The organism is Halobacillus litoralis, assembly GCF_009856355.1.
Classification (GTDB): domain Bacteria; phylum Bacillota; class Bacilli; order Bacillales; family Halobacillaceae; genus Halobacillus; species Halobacillus litoralis_B.
The window spans coordinates 61,164-83,157 of sequence record NZ_WMEW01000014.1; the positions used below are offsets into that span (position 1 = coordinate 61,164).

Genomic DNA, 21,994 nt, shown 5'->3' on the forward strand with positions numbered 1-21,994 from the left:
AAAGGCTCTGTTGTGGCTTGGTGTTGTTATTTAACATGTGAGCTCCTATCATCCCTTTCTGTCATGGGATTTGGATGAGGCGGCCTTGGGAATGACTCCCTTTCCCTGCCGTCCCATGCTCTGAGTAAACAACGGACGGTACCCCCAATTCCAGATGGAGACGATTTAGTAATCGTTTAAAATATCAACAACAGACTTTAACAGAGCTTATGAAAAAGGGTCTTAGGACAATAGACGGCTGGGAGCGGAAGGTTATGTTCTGCTTTTTTTATGGATTATCATAAACTGTATTTGACAAAAGAACAGTTAAGTCATATACTGTTCTTGTGATAAATACAGTTTAAAGGAGCATCATGATGTCTCAGAATACAATGAGCAAAGAAGAATATTTAAATAAAGTAAAAGAAATTGATACAACGAAGGAAGCACCGAAGCAGCTGGAGGATACTGATTTTCTAACGGTCGCGAAAGAGCGTCGTTCTGTCCGTCAGTATGATCCGGAATTCAAGATGGACGAAAGTGAAATCCGTGAGATTCTTGAAACTGCGGTTCTTGCTCCATCATCCAGCAACCTTCAACCTTGGAGATTCCTTGTCATTGAAGACCAGGCGGAAAAAGAGAAGCTTCTTCCAATCGCCAACAACCAGCAGCAGATTGTCGATGCATCTGTCGTTATTGCTGTTCTTGGTGACCGTAATGCCTACAAGAATGCGGATCAGATTTACAGCCAGATTGCTGAAAAAGGCAACATGCCTGAAGACGTGAAGAACATGTACGTCAACAGCATCTTCGATAACTACGGCAACTTCCCGAAAGAGCGCCTGGCCAGAATTGCTCATATTGACGGCGGAATCGTCTCCAACCAGCTGATGCTTGCAGCCAAAGCGAAAGGCTATGACACCGTGCCGATGGGCGGTTATGATGAAGCGCAGTTCCTGGAAGCTTTCAATGTTCCTGAAAACTATGAAGCTGTTATGCTGATTTCTCTTGGAAAAGGTACAAAAGCCGGCTTCCAAAAAACACGTCTTCCATTGGATGAAGTTGTTCAGTGGAACCGTTACGAATAAAAAAGAAAAGCCGTCCCGAGACCGGACGGCTTTTCTTATAGTTTTTTTCATACACGGAAGGGAATAGAAGCTGCCTGTCGAATGATGTAGAAGAAGAATATAAAGGAGGCTTCCATATGTTTAAAAAGCTGGCCAGTGATGCCCTCGGGTTGAGTGATATCGGGAGAATTATTTCTAAAGAAGATTTTGATAAGACCCAGTCGGATGATTTTGTCCTAACGGAGGATGGAGAAAAAATCCATTTCCTGATCAAATCAAAAAGTGATGAGTACTGCTTTACGAACCGGGCCCTCATTCATCTCGACGGGGAGAAAGCCTCCAGCAGCAAACGTAACATTCTGCGCTACGACTATTACAAGAATCCAATCCGCAACGTAACCATAGAAACGGCAGGCACCATCGATCTCGATCTGGAAATCAAATTTGCCATCGGCAGTCAGTCCATGAGCATTGATATTGCTAAAGACGAAGGCGAGGCCATTGCCGATCTTTATAAATCCCTTACAGCGATCTCTCAGATTCAGGAGGACCATCAGCTTCATGCCGAATATGCGAGAGAAAGTCTGGAGGCCGCTCGTGATCTTCTGCGCGAAAACCGGTTCCATGACAATCAAGTCTCCTCCGAGTTCAAGGAATCAGTAACGTTCACCTATGAGTGGCTCGCTCAAAAGCACACCGAGCATACACGCAGGGATTTTAAGGACATCTTCGAAAAATACATCCAGAATTAAGCGGCTGATTTTTTTATATCTCCGGTAGTTCAGATTATGGTCTTCTGCATTCACATTGTCCGATCAGGAGTATCTTTTGAACTGTGGGATACGCAGCATGCTGATAAAGGAAAAAAGTACAACCCGTACAGGAATTCAATCGCTTGAATCCCTGTACGGGTTGTCTGTTATTGTTCTGTTCTTTTCTTAAAGTTACTGCTCCAGTTCCTTGAGTTCGTACAATGGAACTTTCTGAACGATGTTCGGCTGATCGGTCGGGTGAATCCTTGCCATTTCATTGCGTTCAATTACTTCTTCAATATAAATCTCCCGGTCCTTATGATGGACCTGGATCATATCAGGGGAGTGGAAGATTTCATTGGCTCGCTCTTTGTTCATCATGGAGACCTCCTGTCGTTTACGTTTACTTTCTGCCTCCACGACGGTTTATATGCATCACCGCTCGATAATGAAATCGAGCTTTTTTTTGACTCCGTCCAAAAACATCTCCAGAGAAACTTCCTCTTCATACACGTACAATAGAAATTCGAACGCCAGGGAACTGTAAATGATTTCGGCAGCCTGATTGGCGTTGAAACCCCTGGACAGCAGCTTTTTTTCCTTCATATCATTCAAAAGAACAATCATTTCGTCCACCAGCATAAAGTCGATGCCGATCATCTTTCTGCGATTTTCTGCGTCGTTCTCCATGGCGGGGAAGAGGCTGTTCATCATTTCTTTGAACACGGATTTATCCATCGATGTGAACTCCTTCATCCGGTTCCATAAGTACGTATAGATCATTTCCGCCGGCTTTTGATTCGTCGATGGATGGACCTCTACAGAGGTGGTCTCCAGCTGTTGAATAAAGCCTTCAGAAAAGGAATCAATAAACAAATCCATCAGTGATGGGTAGGTACGGGCAGCTGACACTTCAGAAACTTCCGCCTGTCCGGCGATTTCCTTTACGCTCGTTCCACTGAATCCTTTGGTGGAAAAGAGGCTGTGGGCCGCCTTCAGCATCCGCTCCTGTTCTTCTTCGTTCATGTGCATAGGGAATCAGCTCCTTCAAAACAGTAAGTACTCTCTTTTTTGAGTGTACGCTCTTTTTCAGGAAATGCAACGGAATCTAAGCGTGATCCAACATCCGGTTCAGGGCAAGACGTGCCGGCCCGGCCACCTGCTCTTCCACTTTGATCCGGTTTGGAGGGTGTCCTTCAGCCAGCGATTCGAGCGCCCATGCCAAATGGGGAAGGTCAATCCGATTCATCGTCAGACATGGACACATGCGGGGGTTGAGGGAAACGATCTGTTTATCCGGATGTTCCTGAATAATCCGGTTGACGAGATTCATTTCCGTACCGACTGCCCACGCACTTCCTGGGGGAGACTGTTGGATGGACCGAATGATCGTATTGGTGGAACCAGAGATATCGGACGCTTCGACAACCTCTCTTGAGCACTCCGGATGAACGATGATCTTCATATCCGGGTATTCCCGGCGGATGTGATCAACATTAGCTGTGGTGAAGTTTTCATGTACAGAACAGTGGCCCTTCCACAAAATCACCTGCACCTCGTCTAAAGGGCCGTCGCATACCAGCTCTTCACGAATCGGATCCCATACGGCCATGTTGTCCAAGGAAATGCCAAGTTCGTATGCTGTGTTCCGGCCAAGATGCTGGTCAGGGAGGAATAACAGGCGGGGCTTCTTGGAGAATGCCCATGAAACCATATCAGCAGCATTGGATGAGGTGACCGTCGCTCCTCCGTGTGCGCCGACAAATGATTTGATCGCAGCTGTGGAGTTGACGTAGGTGAGGGGGAGGATCGTCTCCCCGTACAAGGTGGTTAACTGCTCCCACGCCCGTTCCGTCTGACGGATGTCAGCCATATCGGCCATGGAACAGCCGGCCCGCATATCCGGGAGGTAGACGTACTGATCGTCTCTCGTCAAAAGGTCCGCCGTTTCAGCCATAAAGTGAACACCGCAGAAAACGATGGCTTCCGCCTCCTGTTGGGAGGCGGATAACTGGGCAAGCTTCAACGAATCTCCCCGTGCATCGGCGAATTGGATGACCTCATCTTTTTGGTAGTGGTGACCGGGAATGAATAACCGCTGTCCCCATTCTTTTTTCACTCGTCTGACGGTCTCTTCAAGCTCAGGGATGGACAGCTGTTTGTAGCGGTCAGGAAGGGAGGGACGAGTCGTATTCAGGGTTTCAAAAAGCTTCAATGGATTTCCTCCTTTGTTAAAACGGCTCGGGCGCTGAAATCAAGGGAACGGACGCTATGTGTTAAAAAACCAAGGGAAAGATAATCAACCGTCAAATGCCGGTAGTCTGAAAGGTTTTCCAAGCTGATTCCACCGGAGGCCTCCGTCGTGATGGTATTGGGAATGGAAGGAAGCATCCGCGCAATGTCTTCAGGGGGCCGGTTATCAAACATAATGCAGTCCACTCCTGCATCAACGGCCTCCAGAATCTGCTCGTCCGTTTCGGTTTCCACTTCGATTTTCACCATATGGCCGACTTTTTCTTTTAGATGCCGGACGGCGTTCGTCAAAGACCCGTAAAAAGCGATATGGTTATCTTTCAGCATCACGGCATCATAGAGACCGAATCGATGATTGTATCCGCCCCCTGTTTGGACGGCGTACTTTTCAAACAGGCGGAGACCGGGCGTCGTTTTTCTCGTGTCACAAAGACGGATCTTTGGATTTTCCAGTGCCTGGACCGCTTGTTTCGTCAATGTTGCAATCCCGCTCATACGCTGGATGCAGTTAAGGATCACCCGCTCTCCTTTAAGAAGATCCACCATCGGCCCACGTATCTCTGACAGGCAGGTCCCTTTTCTAATATCGGCGCCGTCGGGAACGAGCACGTCTGCCTTGATCCTTTCATTAAGGAGATGACAGACGTCCGTGATGATCCACCCACCACAAAAAACCCCTTCTTCTTTGGCGGTTATGCGCAGAACCCCCTGCTGGTCAGCGGGGAACAGCAGGTCGGTGCTGACATCATAGTCTCCAATATCCTCGAGTAAAAATTCCTTCAGTTTATCCAAGCGTTTGATGCGGTTCACGATATTGCCTCCTTTGTGTGCGATTGCAGCCGGATGGTTCGATCCTTCCACTCGGCTTGTTCTTTTGGATAGTCGGAACGAAAATGGCTTCCCCGGCTTTCTTTTCGTTCCAAGGCTGCGGTCGTAATCAGCCGGGATGTCTGCAGCAGGAATAACGCCGTCACCTGCTCCTTCGTCAGCCGGCTCTTATCAAGATTGGAAACCACCGGAAAAGAATCCAGCCATGCTTGGTGTGCGGTCAGATCATCATGGTTTCTCATTATTCCTGCTGCTTCCATCGTCCGTTTCTGAATATCCTTTATCCCCGGGAGAACGAGGGAATCAGGAGGAGGCACGCTTTTTTTCTGTTTCCGTGCGGGAAGGAGGGTGGACTGCGCGTTCAAAAAACGTGCCGTCCTTCTGCCGAAAACAAGTCCTTCCAGAAGGGAATTGCTCGCCAGCCGGCTGGTTCCGTGCACTCTTGTACATGCCGTTTCTCCAATGGCGTATAAACCGGGGACATTCGTTTTTCCATTTCCGTCTGCTTTCACACCTCCCATAATAAAGTGACAGCCCGGGGCCACAGGAAGGAGACCTTGATTGATATCAACATCATGCTTCAGGCAGAGGGCAGTGATGGAAGGAAAGCGTTCCTGAAAACGGGAGACGCCGCGGATATCCAAAAAGACTTTCCTGCCCATCCGATGGTAGTGGAAGATGGTCTGGGCCGTCGTGTGGCGGGGGGCCAGATCTTGAAGCGGATGGACATCTTCCATGATTCGTCTGCCATCCTCATCGACAAGGACAGCTCCCTCTCCTCGGACAGCTTCTGAAATTAGTCCAGCACCATGACCGTCTATGTAAAGAAGCGTGGGATGGAACTGGATATATTCCATATCGATCAATTCAGCTCCAGCCTCATAAGCGAGAGCGATACCATCCCCTGCAGCTGTTTCTGCATTGGATGTGCACGCATATACTTGTCCGCACCCTCCTGCAGCGAGCACGGTTTGGGGAGAAACAAAGGTATGGATATTTCCGCCCGTATCCTTACTTCGTGCACCAAAGCACTGTCCTTGATCATTCATAAGTAATTCAAAGACAAAATGATGTTCCATAACCGTCACGTTTGGCGGAAGAGCTCTAGTCAAGGATTCCACAATCCTCCTGCCTGTTTGGTCGCCGCCTCCATGGACAATCCTGTTTTGTCCATGAGCACCTTCCCGGCCGAGCTGAAAATGCCCTTGATGATCTTTGTCAAATGCGCAGCCGATGGAATCCAGCTCATGAACGACGGAAGAAGCTTCCTGTGTCATGATTTGAAGGGCCTGTCCTGCGCTTGTGCTGCCACCAGCATTGACGGTGTCGCTGTAGTGAAAAGAGGGACTGTCCCCCGCCCCAAGTGCTGCCGCAATCCCGCCCTGTGCCAAATAAGAATTGCTATGGTGAAGGGAGGACTTTGTGAGTAATATCACATTCATTGTCGAGCGAAGGTGTCTGGCGAGCTGCAGGGCAGAAGCCCCGCCTCCAATGATCAAAACATCTGCCATCATGTGTCTCTCCTTATTGATGTATATACTCATGTATTGACACTAATGTTCACATAATTTTAAACTGAAGGCAAGCGTTTTTTGAACAGGAGGATTGATTATGAATCGATATTTTGATTATGCGGCCACCAGCCCGGTGGATCCGGAAGCCTTAGAAGCTTATGTCCATGCATCCACCTATTATTATGGGAATGCAGGGAGTCTGCATGATGCGGGAACAAAGGCGTCGTCCCTTCTCGAACACTGCCGGAACCGGCTGGGCGATCTGCTTCAAGCAGAGTCCAGGGGAATTGCGTTTACAAGTGGGGGAACAGAAAGTAATGAGCTGGGATTGTCGGCACTGATGAGTGCAGGAGAGGGGAACCACCTGATTATCTGCGGGGGGGAACATTCTTCTATTCATAACATCGCAGAGCGTATGAAAAACCGTGGAGTAAGGGTTACTAAAACGCCGCTGCTTCCAAACGGGCAGGTTGATCTGGATCATCTGGAAAAAGACCTGTGCGATGACACAGCCGTCGTAGCCCTGCAGCACGTCAACGGCGAAATCGGATCGATTCAGCCGGTCGAAGAAGCGGTCCGGATGGCAGGGGAATACGGGGCTCTAATTCATTGTGACTGCGTCCAGTCCTTCGGGAAAATCTCTTTAGCCGACCTCGGTTCCACCGTGGACAGTCTCGCGGTGTCCAGCCATAAAGTGTATGGTCCGAAGGGAGTGGGGGCTGTATACATACGTCCGGAGCTGTCCTTTCAGCCTCTCACTCCGAACGTCAATCATGAAAACGGTGTGCGGCCGGGGACCGTAGATGTACCGGGAGTAGCTGCGTTCGTCACAGCGGCGGAAAAGGCTGTGACGCATCTGGACACACGGGCAGCTTACACTCAACAGTTAAAAGCGGTTTTTTTTGAACAGTTAACAGCACAAGGCTGGCAGCTGGTGGGAGATACGAGGCATCAATCTGTGCCTATCGCAGGGCTGATGCTTCAGGGGTGGGAGGGACAGTGGATGATGCTGGAAGGCAGCCGGAAAGGGTACTTCTTTTCCACAGGCACCGCCTGCCGCGTGAATTCACAAAAGCCCTCTTATACGTTAAGTGCCATGGGGATCGGAAAAGAGGCGGCGAAGTCTTTTATCCGGATATCCTTCAGTCATGAGCATTCGGAAACAGATGTTTTGGATCTAGCCCATCATTTGAATCCATATCTGCAGCAGAGGGTTGATTGAAAAAGAGGGGATGGGACATGCCTGCTCTCTTTCTTTCATACAATGAGGGGAAGGAGGGATAGGATGGGGATCTTTCATGAATTTAAGCAGTTCACCATCCGGGGGAGCGCTGTCGATATGGGGGTGGGGATGGTCCTTGGAGCTGCATTCAGTGGTTTTATCGACTCCCTCGTGACCGATCTGCTTCTTCCTCCCATCGGTGTGTTGTATTCGAGTATGAATTTCGAAAATATGTTCATCAGTCTGGACGGGCTGTTCTACCCTTCACTGGCAGCAGCGAAGGAAGCGGGAGCAGCGACAATCAATTATGGTTTGTTTATCACAGCGTTTATCCGGTTTATCATTATTTTGTTTGCAGTTTTCCTCGTTGTACGACAGATGAACCGTTGGAAAAAACCGCATCAGCACCCACTGGATGGACTGACTAAAAAAGAATGTCCTTACTGCTGCCTGCCCATCCCGCCCCGGGCGGTGATCTGTCCCCATTGTTCTTCTTCGCTGGAGGACCAGAGGAATCCCTCCCGGTCACGCGGACTCACATGGAGGATCAAATGAAAGAAGGCGCAGGTGAACTGCGCCTTTGATGTTGTAGGTTATTCAGCTGAATCATCTTCAGATTCTTCTTCGGAACCTTCTTCAGAATTTTCGCCTTCCATTTCACTGGAATCCTCTGAGCCTGTATCACCGGAGTCCTGCTCTTCGGTCTGTTCCTCTTCTGTTCCGCCTTCCTCTTCACTTTCTCCACCGCAGGCCGCCAGTGTTAAAACAGAGACCATCCCTAATGCCAACAACCATTTTTTCAACATAAGTAAACTCCCCTTTCAAAAGTGAGGTACGTCCACAAGATACCCCTTGATTGTTAAGATAAATTGAACAAATTGTTATATTATGGTAAAGTCTAGCTATTTAAACACATTTGGTGCGGAGGCCGGGGGCTTATGGAGGGATTTATTTCCTGAGTGTGAGAGGAAGGGATTTGTTGATTTGGGACACCCTACGACTATGAAGATGTAGGAGGTGCCCTTTTGCGAAACAAAGTCAGCAGCTGGTGTCTCGTCAGTATGGCTTCCATTCCTCTTGTCATGACGCTTGGCAATTCGATGTTAATTCCTGTGCTTCCGATTTTTGAAAAGAAAGTGGGCATTACGTCTTTCCAGTCCAGTACGATCATTACCAGCTATTCGATTGCCGCCATTATTCTCATCCCTATTGCTGGTTATTTATCGGACCGCTTCGGCAGGAAAATGATCATCCTGCCCAGTCTCGTTCTGGCTTTCATCGGGGGATTGATTGCCGGTTTCGCCTCCTGGAGGCTGGATGACCCGTTTCTATGGATCACCATCGGCCGTGTCCTTCAAGGAATGGGGGCGGCAGGAGCGACCCCTATTATCCTCCCTCTTGTGGGGGACTTGTACAAGGATGATGATGCGAAAGCAAGCTCCTGTCTTGGAATCATTGAAACGTCCAATACGTTTGGGAAGGTACTGAGCCCCATCCTGGGAGCGGCTTTTGCAGCCGTTTTATGGTTTCTGCCGTTTTTCTCAATCTCCTTTTTCAGTTTGATATCGATCGGGCTGGTTTTTTTCTTTATTCAGGTTCCTGAAGGCGGGAAAGAGGACCCGCAGCCGCTGAAGCTGTTTCTTCAGAAGACAAAAGAAATCTTCAAGCGGGAAGGGGCGTGGCTTTATCCGGTTTTTTTAATTGGCGCTTACGCCATGCTCGTTTTATTTGCCGTTCTCTTTTTCATGTCCGATATGCTGGAGAAGGTGCACGATATTAAAGGTGTAAAGAAAGGGTTTGTGCTTGCTGTGCCTTTATTCACCTTGTGTATGGCCGCCTTTGTGACCGGCCGGAAAATTAAAGGGGACACGCGCGTGATGAAAAAGGTGCTGCTTTTTTCCCTTGTGGCTGCCGCCGGGGGTGTTGTCTTTACTGGATACGTGCATGAACAGCTGTTATGGCTGCTTATTGTGACGAGTGTCCTTGGAACAGCTATTGGAGCGATGCTGCCAACGCTGGATGCTCTGATTACAGAAGGTATTGAAAAAGAGGAGAGAGGAACGATCACCTCGTTTTACAGTTCCTCAAGATTTATAGGAGTAGCTGCAGGGCCGCCGTTGATGTCTCTGTTGATGAAAGAATATATAAATATCAGCTGTATCGCAGCCGGTGTGTCAGGTGTGGTATTGTTTGTGATTGTATGGAAGCTGGTTCAGCCGGATAAACAAAAAACGGCATAAAAAAATGCCCGGCGCCTGCGTATGTCTTATTTTGAAGGAGATATCCGGGAGCCGGCCATCCGTATACCGCAGTCAGGGTTCCTGGAAGTATAAAAAACCTGTAGGGAAACACAAGGTTTCTCTACAGGCTTCGGCGCTCTTTGTGTGAGCGTTTTCTGCGTTTCAGCAATGTTCGTTGTAGGCGTTTGTCAAGTTCGCTGTGATTTCTTCCACTTCATAGTCTTCGATGTCTTCTCTAGGAATGAAGTGGACGACCTGTCCGTCTTTCAATAAAGCCATAGACGGGGAGGACGGTTCATATCCTTCAAAGTAATCACGCATGCGTGCCGTCGCCTCGCGGTCCTGTCCGGCAAAAACCGTCACGAGATGTTCCGGCGCCTTTTCATTATTTAAGGACTCTTTTGCAGACGGGCGCGCAAGTCCTGCGGCACAGCCGCATACGGAATTGACGACAACGAGGGATGTTCCCTTCGTTTCGCTGATAAACGTATCCACGTCCTCCGGGGTCGTTAATTCAGTAAAGCCGGCGTTTGTCAGTTCATCACGCATCGGCTGGGATATTTCTTTCATATACTGCTCATACGGGTTCATGGGGTGGACCTCCTATTATTGTTTTTGCTGGGTGGCCTGTGTCATTTGATGCCACACAGAACCCTTAGCTTCTTCTCCGCCTTCGATTCTTTCAATGGCCATATTCACCTGCAGGCGAACTTCGAATTCCGGGTCATCTGCTGCTTTTCTTAAGGCAGGGAGGGCGGATTCATCTCCGAGTTCATAGAGGAACATCGCTGCACGCCAGCGGACAAGCTTGTTGGCATCGCGTAAGGATTCCATCATTTTAGGCATAGCTTCCTTGAAGCCGAGATCGGATAAGCAGTCGCCCGCTGTACGCCGGACAGTAACGGTCTTATCATTGAGCGCCTTATATAGATATGGCAGGGTTTCCAGCTCCTCAATCATACCAAGATAGGCAGTTGCGAGCCTGCGGATCGATGCCTTCTCATCATCGAGGGCTTTATCGAGAATCCGGTAATCGCCGGCGGTTGGATTCATGCGGTCGAGCGCCGCATAACGGACCTTCCAATCCTCATGATCCAGCGTCTCCAAAGTGATCCCGCCTTGTTTGGCCTCTTGATCTTCGACAGGGATCTCCTCATCAAACGCTTGTTTAACGAGCGTTTCCAGTCGGTTTTGATCATAGCTTGCGGAAATTTCTTCTTGTACCTGGACGCCGATTTCCTGGATATCGCCATAACGGGGGCTCTGCTCCACCCACTTGCGCTCCATTATCATGTTCGGAGAGGCGGGAGAGGCTTTCATAGCCGCTTCCATAAAGCGTTCAGGAAGTCCCACGCGTTTTTCCTCATCTCCTTCTTCGAGCTTCACCTGCATCGGAAGTCCTTTGAACATTTGGATGAAAACGCGTACTTCACCGAAATGCTCGTCCGGCTGAGCCGGTTCTTCGGTCCCGTCTGCAGCTTCTGCTTCGCCAAAGACTTCACGAACTTGTGGAAGGATGGCTTCCCAGGACACACGTGCATTTCTTTCGAGGGCTATAAAGTCCGTGACATGATAGGCCCCCTTGACGCCTTCTACAGCAAAAAGCTGCTTGATGAAAGCCGGTGACTGATCAAGGTCATCGTCTTTTTTGTAGTTATGCGTTTCGCCGTCCGGGAGTGTCTCACTTAAGTTAATCTTCATGGAGTTCGGACTGGGTGTCGGTTCAATCGAAACAATTTTCATTCAACATTCCCCCTAAACGTTGCTTATTGTCCCATTTTACCAAAGATAAGCAGCGGCTTCCAAAAATCCCTCTCCTGTTTCTTCATTTGTTCTGACAAAAGAAGGAAGGGTAAAAAATGAAACCATTTGGAAAAAAAGAACGTATGAATAGTAGAGAAAAAGGAGGGGCAGAAATGTCAGAAGCAGTCATGCAGCTGAAAAATGTAAAAAAGACGATCGGCAAAAAAGAGATCATTAAAGGATTGGATTTTGAAATTCATGCTGGAGAGGTTTTCGGGTTCCTCGGGCCGAACGGGGCCGGAAAGACGACGACCATCCGGATGATGGTTGGATTGATTCAGATGACGGAAGGCGATGTGGTCATTAAAGGGCACAGCATCAGCAGAGATTTCAAGCAGGCAATCCGCCATGTCGGGGCCATCGTTGAAAATCCGGAAATGTATCCGTTTCTGAGTGGATGGAAGAACCTCGTCCACTATGCAAGGATGATGCCTGGAATTACAGAAGAGAGGATTCATGAGGTGGTCCGGCTTGTCGGACTCGAAAAACGAATCAAAGAAAAAGCGGGAAAGTATTCCCTCGGAATGAGGCAGCGGCTCGGTATTGCCCAGGCTCTTCTCCACAACCCTTCTGTTTTGATTCTTGACGAACCGACCAATGGACTGGATCCTTCGGGGATCAGGGAAATACGCGCCTACATAAGAAAACTTGCAGAAGAAGAAGGAGTGGCTGTCATCGTTTCCAGTCACATCCTATCCGAGATGGAAATGATGTGTGACCGGATGGGTGTCATAAAAAATGGCGAGCTGATTTCCATTCAAATGGTTCATGAAACACAGCAGCGGGAGGATGTCGAAGTGGTATTCACGGCCTCGCCGGTAGATCAAAGTGCCACAGTCTTGAAAGAGCTCACTGGAAAGGACGTGGAAGCAGGAGAAGAGACGTTGACCGTCCAAATGGCGAAAGAGGCGATTCCTGATGTCGTTTCCGAACTCGTTCAAAAAGGCATCCGGATCTATGGTGTGAATATCCACACTTCTACGCTCGAAGATAAATTCTTAGATTTGATTGGAGAGGGAGCTGTTGAGTAATTTTTTTCAATTAGTCAGAAATGAATGGATGAAGCTGTTCCACCAAAAGTCCACCTGGATTATGATGGCCATTCTGGCTGTTTTGGTACTAGGGGCTGGTATACTCTTTAAAGTGGATGCAGCCTTTACAAACGGCGAAGTGCCCAACGGGGACAATTGGAAGCAGGAGCTGCAGGAACAGAATGCCCAGCTTATGGAGGGCTCCCAGGAGGATCTGAAGTATCCAGGGTACCAGAATGTTCAGGAAAACCAGTATCGGATTGAAAATGACATTGCACCGACAGCTTATAACGGGTGGGATTTCGTTGGAGATAATCTCGGCCTATCCGGACTTGTCGGGTTGTTTGCCATTATTGTTGGTGCCGGTATTGTAGCGAATGAATTCCGTTGGGGTACGATCAAATTGTTGTTGATCCGGCCGCTGTCCCGTCTGAAAATTTTATTGTCCAAATATGTGACGGTGCTTACATACACTTTGGCTATGATGGTGTTTTTGTATGTATTCTCTTTGATTACGGGCGCGGCTTTGTTTGGAATGGACGGTTTTTCACAACCCCATGTGTATCAACAGAACGGTGAATTTCAGGACGCCGGCCTGCTTTCCTTTTCGCTTTTGAAATATGGCTTGAGTCTTATTGAATTAACCATCATGACGACTTTTGCGTTCATGATTGCTGCTATATTCCGGAATACCTCTCTTGCTATTGGTTTGAGCATTTTCTTAATGATGGCTGGGAGTTCCGTCATTTTCTTCCTCATTGAAAAAGAATGGGCGAAATTTATTCTTTTCGCTAATACGAACTTGAACCAGTTTGTGGAAGGATCACCGATCATCTCCGACCTGACTCTCGGGTTTTCTATAACGGTTTTAGCGGTATATTATATAGTATTCCTGCTATTATCCTGGATATTTTTCACGAAGCGCGATGTCGCTGGATCATAATTGAAGGAGGAATTGGATATGAAACGAACAGCAGAAATTGTCCTTACGGTTATCGGTATTGTCCTGTTCGGACTGCCGGTGATTTTTTCAGGGATTATGTTGAATGCTAAAGAAAATCAAGCCTTTCAAGCTGAAATAGAAAGAGCCGTGAATTCTCAGGACATGAATATGCAGGGCCTGAATGTTAACCAAATCATTGATATGGTAGGAACAGTGAGTATTGTTATTATTGTTGCTGCATTGATTGCCATCGGTCTTGGAATACTGGCCATTTTCTTCCTTAAAGGGGATAAGAAGCCGAAAGCCGCCGGTATCATTCTGATCATTACAGCGATTGTGTTTACATTTGCTACATTCGGTCTTGGACTGTTCGGAGCTGCACCCTTCCTGATTGCAGGTATTGTTGCTCTTGTACGTAAGAAAAAATCCACGGTTGAAGATGGCGGCACGATTGATTATTAATAAAAAAGCTTGTAAAGAAACCCCTGTTTCTTTACAAGCTTTTTTATTTTTTACCGCCGGGAGCGTAAGCCCCTTCCCTTTCCGCGCCCGAGCTTCCTCACAAAACCCATGCTCGGGGATCTCGGGCCACTCGTTCTTCCGCAGAAGTGGAAGGGGCTGCTCCTTGGGGATTCTTTAAAATCGAAAAAGACCCTCTTTCACCCCGCTCACCCTTGCAGGAGGGAGGACAGTCCTTTTCATATTCCGGCAGGCAGCTGTCATCAGCGCCTGCGCTTTCCCTTTTTCTTTTCCACGCAGGCGGCAACAGCGCAGCCCATGCCGTTCTTTGTAATCTGCGAACCTGCATAGGGCAGAATCTCTCCTATATATGCGAATGTCGGCACGAGGAGCGTTCGGTGGTGAGGCCGTGCCCGCGGCATTCATCCACCAACAAGCGGAATGTGACCCTTTACGCGACAAATGGACAACTCGAACTGGTTAACTCAGGCTTTTTCTACAGCCAAAGCACAGCCGCGGCTGTGCTTTTTTCAGTCCATACAGCGGTTTTGTCCGTCGACTTCGATGGTCTGCCGGTCATATACTCGTCCATGCTGGGGTTGAAACCCGCTGCCTCCGCAAATCCGGCACGTGTAACGCCATTCCTCATCATCTATCAAAAGCCCATCACCGTTACAGGCAAGGCACAATTTATCCTGCGTCATAGCTGAACCCATCCTTCCATAAAGATCATACTCTGCTTACTTTTTCACAGGGAGAATTTGTTATGCAGGGATTATGATTTTTCAGAAAGGGGAATGCACTAATCATTGGAGGGATGAGTCATGAGCAGGGAAGAGGATCACGTGGAAGAACAGGAAGAGCATGAAGAAATAAAAAATGGAAAGAAAATAGACCGGCCCGGCCGGCAGTTCTATATTCCATCCCAGATTGTCGACGAATTCGGGGAAAAGGGAAGGGATCACTTAAATAAGCCGTTCCGGGCCCAGTTTCTGCTTGCTTTAACAGCCGGGTCTTTTATGACGTTTGGCGCGGTATTCTCCATTCTTCTTGCTGTTGGAGTGGAAACGAAAGGCATCTACCACTTGTTATCCGGTCTGGGATTTGCCGCAGGGTACTCGATGGTTTTCATCTCCGGAGCAGTGTTGTTCACAGAAATTAACGTTCTTCTGCCTTCATACTTATTTAACAAACAGGGTTTGATGAGCAGGAACATTTATAAATTCTGGTTATCTTCTTATATCGGTAATATTCTCGGTGCCTTTATGGTTGCTGTCCTTATCTATATGTCCGGATCCTTATCCAGTACGTTTAATACGGAGTTGTCCATGTATCTGGATCATAAGATGAAATTTCTTGATCATGGATGGAAAGGTTGGTTCCAGATTCTGATTTCCGGTGTACTGGCCAACTGGCTGATCGGTATGGCAGCGTTCCTGACCACGGCTGCCCGTGATATTACAGGGAAAATTCTGGGTACGATGCTGCCGGTTATCCTGTTTGTCGCTGGTAACTTCCAACACAGTGCAGCAAATATGGGTTATTTCAGCATGGGCTTTCTTCTTTCAGATCAATATACATGGTATGAATATATCTTACTCAACCTGCTTCCCGCCAGTATCGGGAACTTGATTGGAGGAGGAATTCTCGTGTCGCTGCTGTTTTCCTATGCCTACAAGGAAGATATTCAGACAACACTTGGAAGAAACAATGGTTCAAAGAATAAGTAAGAAAAACCCCCCCGCTGCAACCGAGGCCGCTGAAAAACTCCTTCCTATCAAGAGAAGTGGTTAAAGGTCGTTTTTGATTCTCTCGAATCGCTTGTCGATGGATGCCTGCCGCGGGCACGGCCTCAGCTCACTTGGTCAAGAAGATCATTTGAGCAAGCGGATCTTCAGCTCGCGCTGTTCCCGCAGGCGTCACCATCGAACACTGATCGTGGAATCAACGGCGTCTCATCTAAAAAGAGTGATTTTCTTTGATTTATAAAAGAAAATCACTCTTTTTTCATTTAAAACAGTGAGAATTTCAAACAAAGGGTTGAAGAACCGTGAAAAATGGAAGCGAAGAATAGTGAATTAAATCCGGGTCCCGGGCAGGCGGCTTGTGATCAAGCCTTTGATCACAAGCTTCTATCTACTCAAATAACAGCACTTCAAGGTCTTTGTTATAGGAATGCACCAGCATGGCCTGAAGCTGGCCGCGGTGATGGTACATATGGGCGACGATCTGGACGAGCCATTCATACCGTGTGTAGCGCACGTCCCACCAGGAAGTCGTCTCTTCCTGCAGTTCTTCTTCTGTATAATATTCAAACTGGGCTTTCAACTGAGCGAAATTATGAAAGAGGTGATCAAGGATCTCGTCTTTCGATTTCATGTTGACCGTTTCGTAGAATCTCTCCATCTTTTCCTTAGAGGCCCCTTCTGTTATGTATCCGTCGGCAGCTGGAATGGTTGCGATATGAGCGAGCAGTTCGCCGATGGAGTATTTCCCCCGGGTCGGTCTTAACTGCATGTCTTCTTCTGTAAGCTGGCCAATAATTTCAGAAAGGGAGGCGATGACTACTTCCAACTGATGAAACGCACTTTGACAATACATATTCATAAGAACACAACCTCATTTGTAATGGTATTTCATGTTTTACTTCTGCGGATTCTGTCTGAATTCCTTGTTGAGGTGAAAAACTACATAGAACGACGAAATGTGAGGAGTTTTTCAGTACCTATATTTCATAAAAACGATTGACTCTCACGCTGCGTGAGCGCTTATGGTTAAAGAGGAGGTGATGATCGATGTACAAAGTGAAGGAAATGGCGGATCTGACAGGGACCAGTATCCGCACGCTGCATCACTACGACGATATCGGGCTGCTCACACCGAAATGGACGAACGAAAAAGGTTATCGGTTTTATGGAGAAGATGAGGTGAAGAGGATGCAGCAGATTCTTTTTTTCAAAGAGATGGACCTGCCGCTGACCAGGATTCAGCAGATCCTCGAAAACCCGGACTTCAATGAAGCGGAGGCCCTTCGTCAGCATAAAGCTGTACTATTGAAGAAAAAGGAACGGCTGGAAAAGCTGATCATGTCTGTCGATCAATCTCTGAATTCCCTGCAAGGAGGTAAAGTGATGACGAATGAAGACAGGTTCAGGCCCTTTAACAAAAAGGAAATTGAAAAGCATCAACAGCAGTATGCAAAAGAGGTGGAAGGACGCTGGGGCCATATGGACGCCTATAAAGAATCTAAACGAAGGACAGATCAGTATAAGGATGAGGACTGGAAAAAAATCCAGGAGGAAAGCATGGAGATTGACCGCAGCCTGTCAGCAGGAATGAAAGATGGTCCGGATGATCCGGAAGTGCAGCGGCTGGTGGATGAAAAGCGCAGACATATCACGACCTATTTTTATCCCTGCACCCTTGAAATCTTTCAAGGGCTCGGAAGTATGTACGTGCATGACCCGAGATTTAAGAAAAACCTGGATCAATGGGGAGAAGGGTATGCCGTCTTCCTCAAAGAAGCCATCGACATTTATTGTGACCGTTTCTCCTCTTGAGATGATGGAGGCCGCCTATCCGGGCAGCTTCCATCTTATTTTTTTATCTCGGCCGGCAGATCAAGCCGTTATGAACTTTAATATAACCATGTCTGAGGATGTCGAAGCCGTTCTCATACATATATAAGCCCATCTGCTCAACGGTCATCAATTCTCTGTAAGTGTGATTCATCACGTCAGCCATCACATGATAATACAAGCGGGAGCGGAGCTGGTTCCTCGGGGTCGTAAGAACAGCATAGCCGTTGTCTTTCAAAAAACGCCTGTGCCAGTCCACCGCTTCCTGTTTATATTCATCGGGGAAATGTTCCAGCAGACCAACCGAAAGTACAATGTCAAACTCTTTTCCATAAGGAAGGTTCCGGATATCATCGACCACATATTCAATGTTCAAGTCATCCTTATAGATGATTTTATCCTGACCTGTTTTAGGGTTGTGGCCGAGAAAGGGGTAGCTTTCCGGAAACTCAGCAAACCGTGTCGTTTTACAGTATTCATCGTAATCAACCATAACGATCTCAGCACCGGGATACATGGCGCCCAGCTGCATGGCTTCATATCCCTCTGCGGCTCCTAGAAAGAGAATCCGGGGACGATGGACAAGCAGTCCTTGAAAAAGGGCTCTTTTTCCCCGTGGATCCCAGATTCCGTCCTGGATCCGGTGAACGTAATTCCATAAATGCAGCTGTACAAGATTACCGAGCGCGTGACTGACCTCAGAGGGCTGGAAGGACCGGAGGCTGCTCAGGAATTCCTGTTTTGTCCGGTCTTTTTCCAGGGGCACATCTTTCATGAACCACTCATGGAAGGCCCTGTTGAAATAGGTCCAAGATGTATGAGGGTCCATCGCTTTTTCATGGGTTTTCTCCCATGCTTCACGTTCTTTGGCGTATTTTTTAACTTCAAAAGGTTTTCCGATGTCCTGCCAGGACAGCATGGACCAGTCGGATACTGTATTGACGCGGACGAACTTGTTGTATTCCTTCTCCGAATACTTCCTGAGATCAACTCGATACTGGGGATGGACTGTTGTTTTTCCGATATCCTCCTCATGGTACGGCTTGGATGACCGGTTTTCGAGCGCCGCTTCCTTCATCAATAATCCCACCTTTTTCATCGTTGGGTTTACTATACCGATTTTTGTAACCGTTTACAATATTTCGCTTCATTATATGGGAATCCTGCTTCCTTCTATATATTACAAACAGGTAAAGTCCTTGTAATCTATGAAACGTATTTGTTGCTCTTCTGTTATTGGAATCCTGGCTGTACGTGTTAAAGTAGGTCTTGTGATTTTAAAGCAGCGCTTAGCCGAGAGCTGAGCGAGACTGTTTACCAAGGAGGAAATTGAATCATGATGAAAAAAACTATTGTTTCTTTGGCGGCGGTCGCATCGGTTTCGGCGGTAACAGCAACAGCGGTAAGTGCAGAAGAAGTTACAGTTAATAAAGGAGACACACTTTGGGGCATAGCCCAAGACCATAATGTGTCCGTGCAAGATATAAAAGACAACAACGAATTAAACTCTAACTTAATCTTCCCTAACCAGACACTGACCGTGAACGGCGGAAATAATAATGGACAGGCTTCCTCATCCAGTGATGTCCACAAAGTGGTTTCCGGCGACACACTATTCAGTATTGGTCAGCAAAACGGGGTAAGTGTAGAACAGCTTCAAGCCTGGAATAATATTGATTCCCATCTAATCTATCCTGGCGAAGAGCTTTCTCTTCAGGGGTCAGCTGTAGAAACATCTACAGAACAAAGTGCGCCTGACAATAATACGACGGATCAAGAGGCGGAAGCTGAACAGACATCAGCCGACCCTGCCGGCGGTGACGAAGCCGTTAAAACGATGACAATGGAAGCGACAGCTTATACAGCCTTTTGTGAAGGCTGCTCCGGTACGACAGCAACAGGGATTGACCTTAGAGCCAATCCGGATCAGAAAGTGATCGCTGTCGACCCTGATGTGATTCCACTAGGTACAGAAGTATATGTAGAAGGTTACGGCAAGGCTGTAGCCGGCGATATTGGTGGTGCGATCCAAGGTAACCGTATCGACGTCTATATGGAAGACCGTTCTGATGCCCTTGATTTCGGACGTAAATCTGTAGAAGTAAAAGTTTATGAATAATATAGAGAAAAACCGGCCCTGGTTCAGGGTCGGTTTTTTTATACAAATTTTAGAAAAAACATGCCCCAATTAACGAAAATACGTTTAAAAATCAAACACAGCGGAAACCGTTGAGTAAGGATGATTCCCGATATAATTGGATGTCATAGAAAAAATGCTATAAAACATAAATTTTGCTTGCATTAACGTCGTTTTACTAATAATATCAAGAGGAATCATTTCATATCCTAAAAAGAAAAGGAGGACACCACGATGACTCTGCTCTATTCAAAAGCCCGTGAGTTGTTCGATCAGGACTACAAAAACAGCCCTGAAGGTCAGGCACAGGAAAAAGGTAAAGGGGTAAAACGCACACGGAGTGGAAAGGTACTTTTCTCTTTCCGTAAGCAGAACAAACGTAAATAACTTCAGACGTGGTGAAGGTAGCTATGAGAAGAAATATGAAACGAATCAACATGGCTGACTACTTGAAGAATAGAGTCCCATGGATCAGCGCTTATTTGACGGAATCAGTCAATAGGCGCTGATTTTTTTATGGAAAGGTTTAGGTCTGCTGCGCTGCGGTAATGGTTTAGTCACAAGGAGGCGGACAAGGATGAACATATTTTCTAAAGAAGCCCTGAAGGGTGAACATATTATTGTAACGGGCGCTACAGGCGGAATCGGTTATGAAACAGCGAAAGAAATTGTCCGGGCAGGAGGGCACGTGACGATTACTGGAAGAGATGAAGATAAACTGGCTTCGTTGAGAGAGGAATGTTCAAGCATCAATGGATCGGCCCAGATTTATGTAAGTGGAGCCGACCTGAATCAGGCAGAAGACCGGAAAAGGGTTGTGCATGATGCCGGTCAGGCAATCGGTCCGGTTACAGGGGTGGTGAACTCTGCCGGGGTTATTGGAGGAGGTCCGCTGGAAGACCTCAGTGAGGAAAAGATGCGCGAAGTTATGGAATTGAATTATTTTTCCACAGTCCTTTTCACTCAGGAAGCCTATCAGGTAATGAAGCCGAATGGAAAAGGGTCTATTGTGAACGTATCTTCCCTTTCAGGTTTAAGGGGGACGCACAGCAATACAGCTTACAGCGCCTCCAAATTTGCAGTTATCGCTTTCACCCAGTCCTTCGCTTTTGAAGCTGTTGAACATGGAATACGTGTAAATGCGGTCTGTCCGGGTTATGTAGATACTTCAATGGGGCAGGAATCTATCCGCTCGAAAGGGGAAAGAGAAGGAAGAAGCTACGAAGAGCAGCGGGCGCGTGCAGAGCAGGGGATACCTTCCGGGAGGTTAAGCAGCGCCGCGGAAGTCGCAAGGTCGATCGTCTATCTGCTAACCCCTGCTTCAGAGAATATTGTCGGAGAGTCGCTGAAGATATCTGGTGGAACGGTGATGAGGTAATGCCCGGTTCTCCATACCTTTGTTTTTCAGAGGCGTAAAATGGGAATAGAAGAGTAACAGCCTACAAAATAGAAAAGGAGTGACTGCAATGGGTCGACTGATTCGTAAAGTTGCTAAGTATGGTCCGATCGTTTATCCGCTGATTAAGAAGTTTATGAGAAAACGAAAAGGAAGATATTGAAACGTGCTGATCCCAGCACGTTTTTTTGTGGGCGTCGGAATAGTGGGCCGGTTTGGTGTCGGTGAATCTTTGAAAATATGAAAATCCCTCTTGTGTTACAGGAATGGAGCGTGGTATATTATTAAACGCCGCATTGAGAGCGGCTCAGCGGAGCGAAAGACGCCGTGAAAAAACACGAAAAAGTTATTGACTTCAATAACCATGCGTGATAAATTGTTAATTGTCGCTTTAAAAGAGCGATGCGGTGTTGAAAGACGCCGAAACAAATCACAAAAAAGTTGTTGACATTAACAACCCGGCGTGATAAACTAGTATTTGTCGCCAAAAACGACAGCAACAACGCTTTCTCAACTTCATCAAAAAAGTTGTTGACATGAAAATCAACACATGATAAGATGATTAAGTCGCTGTTTTCAAACGGCAGACAACATTTGATCTTTGAAAACTGAACGAACCAACCAGTACGTCAAAACATTTCTTCTTTAATGAAGGAATTTGAAACAAGCACATTCGGTGTGCAGATGAGCAAGTCAAACTACTTTTATGGAGAGTTTGATCCTGGCTCAGGACGAACGCTGGCGGCGTGCCTAATACATGCAAGTCGAGCGCGGGAAGCGAGCGGATCCCTT

The 21,994-nt window shown here is 47.3% G+C and carries 25 protein-coding genes and 1 rRNA gene; 14 read left to right on the plus strand and 12 right to left on the minus strand.

Features of this window, described 5'->3' with window-relative positions; genetic code table 11:
- The first annotated feature begins 356 nt into the window (after positions 1-356).
- Positions 357-1,067 (plus strand): nitroreductase family protein, encoded by a 711-nt coding sequence (locus GLV97_RS17000; RefSeq protein ID WP_160842403.1) that lies wholly within the window; start codon positions 357-359, stop codon positions 1,065-1,067.
- A 116-nt stretch (positions 1,068-1,183) separates the two neighbouring features.
- Entirely contained in the window at positions 1,184-1,798 is a 615-nt protein-coding gene (locus GLV97_RS17005; protein ID WP_160839751.1) for a PH domain-containing protein, read from the plus strand.
- A 192-nt stretch (positions 1,799-1,990) separates the two neighbouring features.
- Here GLV97_RS17005 and GLV97_RS17010 read toward each other — a convergent pair whose 3' ends face one another.
- The 5 genes from GLV97_RS17010 to nadB all read right to left on the minus strand — a co-directional run bounded on the left by GLV97_RS17010 (position 1,991) and on the right by nadB (position 6,390).
- The gene (locus GLV97_RS17010; RefSeq protein WP_160890170.1) at positions 1,991-2,176 is read right to left on the minus strand and encodes an H-type small acid-soluble spore protein; all 186 of its coding nucleotides are present in this window, start codon (positions 2,174-2,176) and stop codon (positions 1,991-1,993) included.
- A gap of 57 nt (positions 2,177-2,233) precedes the next feature.
- Complete coding sequence (locus tag GLV97_RS17015) at positions 2,234-2,830, minus strand: TetR family transcriptional regulator (RefSeq protein WP_160890171.1); 597 nt, start codon at positions 2,828-2,830, stop codon at positions 2,234-2,236.
- Positions 2,831-2,906: 76 nt separating this feature from the next.
- Positions 2,907-4,013 (minus strand): quinolinate synthase NadA, encoded by a 1,107-nt coding sequence (gene nadA, locus GLV97_RS17020; RefSeq protein WP_160890172.1) that lies wholly within the window; start codon positions 4,011-4,013, stop codon positions 2,907-2,909.
- Positions 4,010-4,861 (minus strand): carboxylating nicotinate-nucleotide diphosphorylase, encoded by an 852-nt coding sequence (gene nadC / locus GLV97_RS17025; protein WP_160890173.1) that lies wholly within the window; start codon positions 4,859-4,861, stop codon positions 4,010-4,012. The genes nadA and nadC overlap by 4 nt, the downstream gene beginning before the upstream one ends.
- Positions 4,858-6,390 (minus strand): L-aspartate oxidase, encoded by a 1,533-nt coding sequence (gene nadB / locus GLV97_RS17030; RefSeq protein WP_237418647.1) that lies wholly within the window; start codon positions 6,388-6,390, stop codon positions 4,858-4,860. Before nadB ends, nadC begins: the two co-directional genes overlap by 4 nt.
- A 100-nt stretch (positions 6,391-6,490) precedes the next feature.
- Here nadB and GLV97_RS17035 point away from each other — a divergent pair, with 100 nt between their 5' ends.
- Together GLV97_RS17035 and mscL are read left to right on the plus strand one after the other, a co-directional pair.
- Positions 6,491-7,615, plus strand: a complete 1,125-nt coding sequence (locus tag GLV97_RS17035; RefSeq protein WP_160890175.1) for an IscS subfamily cysteine desulfurase — start codon at positions 6,491-6,493, stop codon at positions 7,613-7,615.
- A gap of 63 nt (positions 7,616-7,678) precedes the next feature.
- A complete protein-coding gene (gene mscL / locus GLV97_RS17040; protein ID WP_160839744.1) occupies positions 7,679-8,170 on the plus strand; it encodes a large conductance mechanosensitive channel protein MscL in 492 nt (163 codons plus the stop codon).
- A 38-nt stretch (positions 8,171-8,208) separates the two neighbouring features.
- Here the strand turns inward: mscL and GLV97_RS17045 are convergent, their stop codons facing one another.
- Positions 8,209-8,421 carry a hypothetical protein gene (locus tag GLV97_RS17045; RefSeq protein WP_160839743.1) on the minus strand — a complete coding sequence of 71 codons (213 nt, stop codon included), beginning with the start codon at positions 8,419-8,421 and terminating at the stop codon, positions 8,209-8,211.
- A 255-nt stretch (positions 8,422-8,676) separates the two neighbouring features.
- On the opposite strand from GLV97_RS17045, the gene GLV97_RS17050 reads away from it, so the two are divergent.
- Positions 8,677-9,855: an MFS transporter gene (locus tag GLV97_RS17050; RefSeq protein WP_160839809.1), complete on the plus strand. Its 1,179-nt coding sequence runs from the start codon at positions 8,677-8,679 to the stop codon at positions 9,853-9,855.
- A 162-nt stretch (positions 9,856-10,017) separates the two neighbouring features.
- Here GLV97_RS17050 and GLV97_RS17055 read toward each other — a convergent pair whose 3' ends face one another.
- On the minus strand, positions 10,018-10,446 hold the full coding sequence (locus tag GLV97_RS17055; RefSeq protein WP_160839742.1) for a BrxA/BrxB family bacilliredoxin: 429 nt from the start codon (positions 10,444-10,446) through the stop codon (positions 10,018-10,020).
- 15 nt (positions 10,447-10,461) lie between these two features.
- The gene (locus GLV97_RS17060; RefSeq protein ID WP_160839741.1) at positions 10,462-11,598 is read right to left on the minus strand and encodes a conserved virulence factor C family protein; all 1,137 of its coding nucleotides are present in this window, start codon (positions 11,596-11,598) and stop codon (positions 10,462-10,464) included.
- Between the two features lie 173 nt (positions 11,599-11,771).
- Between GLV97_RS17060 and GLV97_RS17065 the strand changes: the two genes are divergently transcribed.
- The 3 genes from GLV97_RS17065 to GLV97_RS17075 are packed head-to-tail and all read left to right on the plus strand — an operon-like array spanning position 11,772 to position 14,094.
- A complete protein-coding gene (locus tag GLV97_RS17065) occupies positions 11,772-12,689 on the plus strand; it encodes an ABC transporter ATP-binding protein (RefSeq protein WP_160839740.1) in 918 nt (305 codons plus the stop codon).
- Entirely contained in the window at positions 12,682-13,632 is a 951-nt protein-coding gene (locus GLV97_RS17070) for an ABC transporter permease (protein ID WP_160839739.1), read from the plus strand. The genes GLV97_RS17065 and GLV97_RS17070 overlap by 8 nt, the downstream gene beginning before the upstream one ends.
- A gap of 18 nt (positions 13,633-13,650) precedes the next feature.
- Positions 13,651-14,094, plus strand: a complete 444-nt coding sequence (locus GLV97_RS17075) for a DUF4064 domain-containing protein (protein WP_160842412.1) — start codon at positions 13,651-13,653, stop codon at positions 14,092-14,094.
- A 174-nt stretch (positions 14,095-14,268) separates the two neighbouring features.
- Here the strand turns inward: GLV97_RS17075 and GLV97_RS20050 are convergent, their stop codons facing one another.
- Both GLV97_RS20050 and GLV97_RS19850 read right to left on the minus strand, forming a co-directional pair.
- The gene (locus GLV97_RS20050) at positions 14,269-14,517 is read right to left on the minus strand and encodes a transposase (RefSeq protein WP_423784977.1); all 249 of its coding nucleotides are present in this window, start codon (positions 14,515-14,517) and stop codon (positions 14,269-14,271) included.
- Positions 14,518-14,621: 104 nt separating this feature from the next.
- Entirely contained in the window at positions 14,622-14,795 is a 174-nt protein-coding gene (locus tag GLV97_RS19850; protein WP_202410670.1) for a hypothetical protein, read from the minus strand.
- A 120-nt stretch (positions 14,796-14,915) separates the two neighbouring features.
- On the opposite strand from GLV97_RS19850, the gene GLV97_RS17080 reads away from it, so the two are divergent.
- Positions 14,916-15,821, plus strand: coding sequence for a formate/nitrite transporter family protein (locus GLV97_RS17080; RefSeq protein ID WP_160839737.1), 906 nt, complete (start codon positions 14,916-14,918; stop codon positions 15,819-15,821).
- A gap of 406 nt (positions 15,822-16,227) precedes the next feature.
- On the opposite strand, the gene GLV97_RS17085 is transcribed toward GLV97_RS17080, so the two are convergent.
- Entirely contained in the window at positions 16,228-16,698 is a 471-nt protein-coding gene (locus GLV97_RS17085) for a DinB family protein (RefSeq protein WP_160839736.1), read from the minus strand.
- Between the two features lie 188 nt (positions 16,699-16,886).
- Between GLV97_RS17085 and GLV97_RS17090 the strand changes: the two genes are divergently transcribed.
- Entirely contained in the window at positions 16,887-17,651 is a 765-nt protein-coding gene (locus tag GLV97_RS17090; protein ID WP_160839735.1) for a MerR family transcriptional regulator, read from the plus strand.
- Between the two features lie 43 nt (positions 17,652-17,694).
- Here GLV97_RS17090 and GLV97_RS17095 read toward each other — a convergent pair whose 3' ends face one another.
- Positions 17,695-18,747 (minus strand): class I SAM-dependent methyltransferase, encoded by a 1,053-nt coding sequence (locus tag GLV97_RS17095; protein ID WP_160842414.1) that lies wholly within the window; start codon positions 18,745-18,747, stop codon positions 17,695-17,697.
- A 261-nt stretch (positions 18,748-19,008) separates the two neighbouring features.
- Between GLV97_RS17095 and GLV97_RS17100 the strand changes: the two genes are divergently transcribed.
- The 4 genes from GLV97_RS17100 to GLV97_RS17110 form a co-directional block, all read left to right on the plus strand.
- Entirely contained in the window at positions 19,009-19,788 is a 780-nt protein-coding gene (locus tag GLV97_RS17100; RefSeq protein WP_160839807.1) for a LysM peptidoglycan-binding and 3D domain-containing protein, read from the plus strand.
- A 252-nt stretch (positions 19,789-20,040) separates the two neighbouring features.
- Positions 20,041-20,193 carry a hypothetical protein gene (locus tag GLV97_RS19855; protein WP_202409808.1) on the plus strand — a complete coding sequence of 51 codons (153 nt, stop codon included), beginning with the start codon at positions 20,041-20,043 and terminating at the stop codon, positions 20,191-20,193.
- 190 nt (positions 20,194-20,383) lie between these two features.
- On the plus strand, positions 20,384-21,184 hold the full coding sequence (locus tag GLV97_RS17105; protein WP_160890176.1) for an SDR family NAD(P)-dependent oxidoreductase: 801 nt from the start codon (positions 20,384-20,386) through the stop codon (positions 21,182-21,184).
- A gap of 721 nt (positions 21,185-21,905) precedes the next feature.
- Positions 21,906-21,994: ribosomal RNA gene (locus tag GLV97_RS17110) — 16S ribosomal RNA — on the plus strand; the annotation flags it as partial.

What these genes read in the sequence shown, in the direction of transcription:
- GLV97_RS20050 (WP_423784977.1), bottom strand. Translation starts at nt 14,517, where the DNA reads ATGAATGCCGCGGGCACGGCCTCACCACCGAACGCTCCTCGTGCCGAC.
- GLV97_RS17095 (WP_160842414.1), bottom strand. Translation starts at nt 18,747, where the DNA reads ATGAAGGAAGCGGCGCTCGAAAACCGGTCATCCAAGCCGTACCATGAG.
- GLV97_RS17010 (WP_160890170.1), bottom strand. Translation starts at nt 2,176, where the DNA reads ATGAACAAAGAGCGAGCCAATGAAATCTTCCACTCCCCTGATATGATC.
- GLV97_RS19855 (WP_202409808.1), top strand. Translation starts at nt 20,041, where the DNA reads ATGACTCTGCTCTATTCAAAAGCCCGTGAGTTGTTCGATCAGGACTAC.
- GLV97_RS17005 (WP_160839751.1), top strand. Translation starts at nt 1,184, where the DNA reads ATGTTTAAAAAGCTGGCCAGTGATGCCCTCGGGTTGAGTGATATCGGG.
- GLV97_RS17065 (WP_160839740.1), top strand. Translation starts at nt 11,772, where the DNA reads ATGTCAGAAGCAGTCATGCAGCTGAAAAATGTAAAAAAGACGATCGGC.
- GLV97_RS17050 (WP_160839809.1), top strand. Translation starts at nt 8,677, where the DNA reads ATGGCTTCCATTCCTCTTGTCATGACGCTTGGCAATTCGATGTTAATT.
- GLV97_RS17100 (WP_160839807.1), top strand. Translation starts at nt 19,009, where the DNA reads ATGAAAAAAACTATTGTTTCTTTGGCGGCGGTCGCATCGGTTTCGGCG.
- GLV97_RS17035 (WP_160890175.1), top strand. Translation starts at nt 6,491, where the DNA reads ATGAATCGATATTTTGATTATGCGGCCACCAGCCCGGTGGATCCGGAA.
- GLV97_RS17000 (WP_160842403.1), top strand. Translation starts at nt 357, where the DNA reads ATGTCTCAGAATACAATGAGCAAAGAAGAATATTTAAATAAAGTAAAA.
- GLV97_RS17080 (WP_160839737.1), top strand. Translation starts at nt 14,916, where the DNA reads ATGAGCAGGGAAGAGGATCACGTGGAAGAACAGGAAGAGCATGAAGAA.
- nadB (WP_237418647.1), bottom strand. Translation starts at nt 6,390, where the DNA reads ATGGCAGATGTTTTGATCATTGGAGGCGGGGCTTCTGCCCTGCAGCTC.
- mscL (WP_160839744.1), top strand. Translation starts at nt 7,679, where the DNA reads ATGGGGATCTTTCATGAATTTAAGCAGTTCACCATCCGGGGGAGCGCT.
- GLV97_RS19850 (WP_202410670.1), bottom strand. Translation starts at nt 14,795, where the DNA reads ATGACGCAGGATAAATTGTGCCTTGCCTGTAACGGTGATGGGCTTTTG.
- GLV97_RS17060 (WP_160839741.1), bottom strand. Translation starts at nt 11,598, where the DNA reads ATGAAAATTGTTTCGATTGAACCGACACCCAGTCCGAACTCCATGAAG.
- GLV97_RS17105 (WP_160890176.1), top strand. Translation starts at nt 20,384, where the DNA reads ATGAACATATTTTCTAAAGAAGCCCTGAAGGGTGAACATATTATTGTA.
- GLV97_RS17090 (WP_160839735.1), top strand. Translation starts at nt 16,887, where the DNA reads ATGTACAAAGTGAAGGAAATGGCGGATCTGACAGGGACCAGTATCCGC.
- GLV97_RS17055 (WP_160839742.1), bottom strand. Translation starts at nt 10,446, where the DNA reads ATGAACCCGTATGAGCAGTATATGAAAGAAATATCCCAGCCGATGCGT.
- GLV97_RS17015 (WP_160890171.1), bottom strand. Translation starts at nt 2,830, where the DNA reads ATGCACATGAACGAAGAAGAACAGGAGCGGATGCTGAAGGCGGCCCAC.
- GLV97_RS17045 (WP_160839743.1), bottom strand. Translation starts at nt 8,421, where the DNA reads ATGTTGAAAAAATGGTTGTTGGCATTAGGGATGGTCTCTGTTTTAACA.
- GLV97_RS17075 (WP_160842412.1), top strand. Translation starts at nt 13,651, where the DNA reads ATGAAACGAACAGCAGAAATTGTCCTTACGGTTATCGGTATTGTCCTG.
- GLV97_RS17085 (WP_160839736.1), bottom strand. Translation starts at nt 16,698, where the DNA reads ATGAATATGTATTGTCAAAGTGCGTTTCATCAGTTGGAAGTAGTCATC.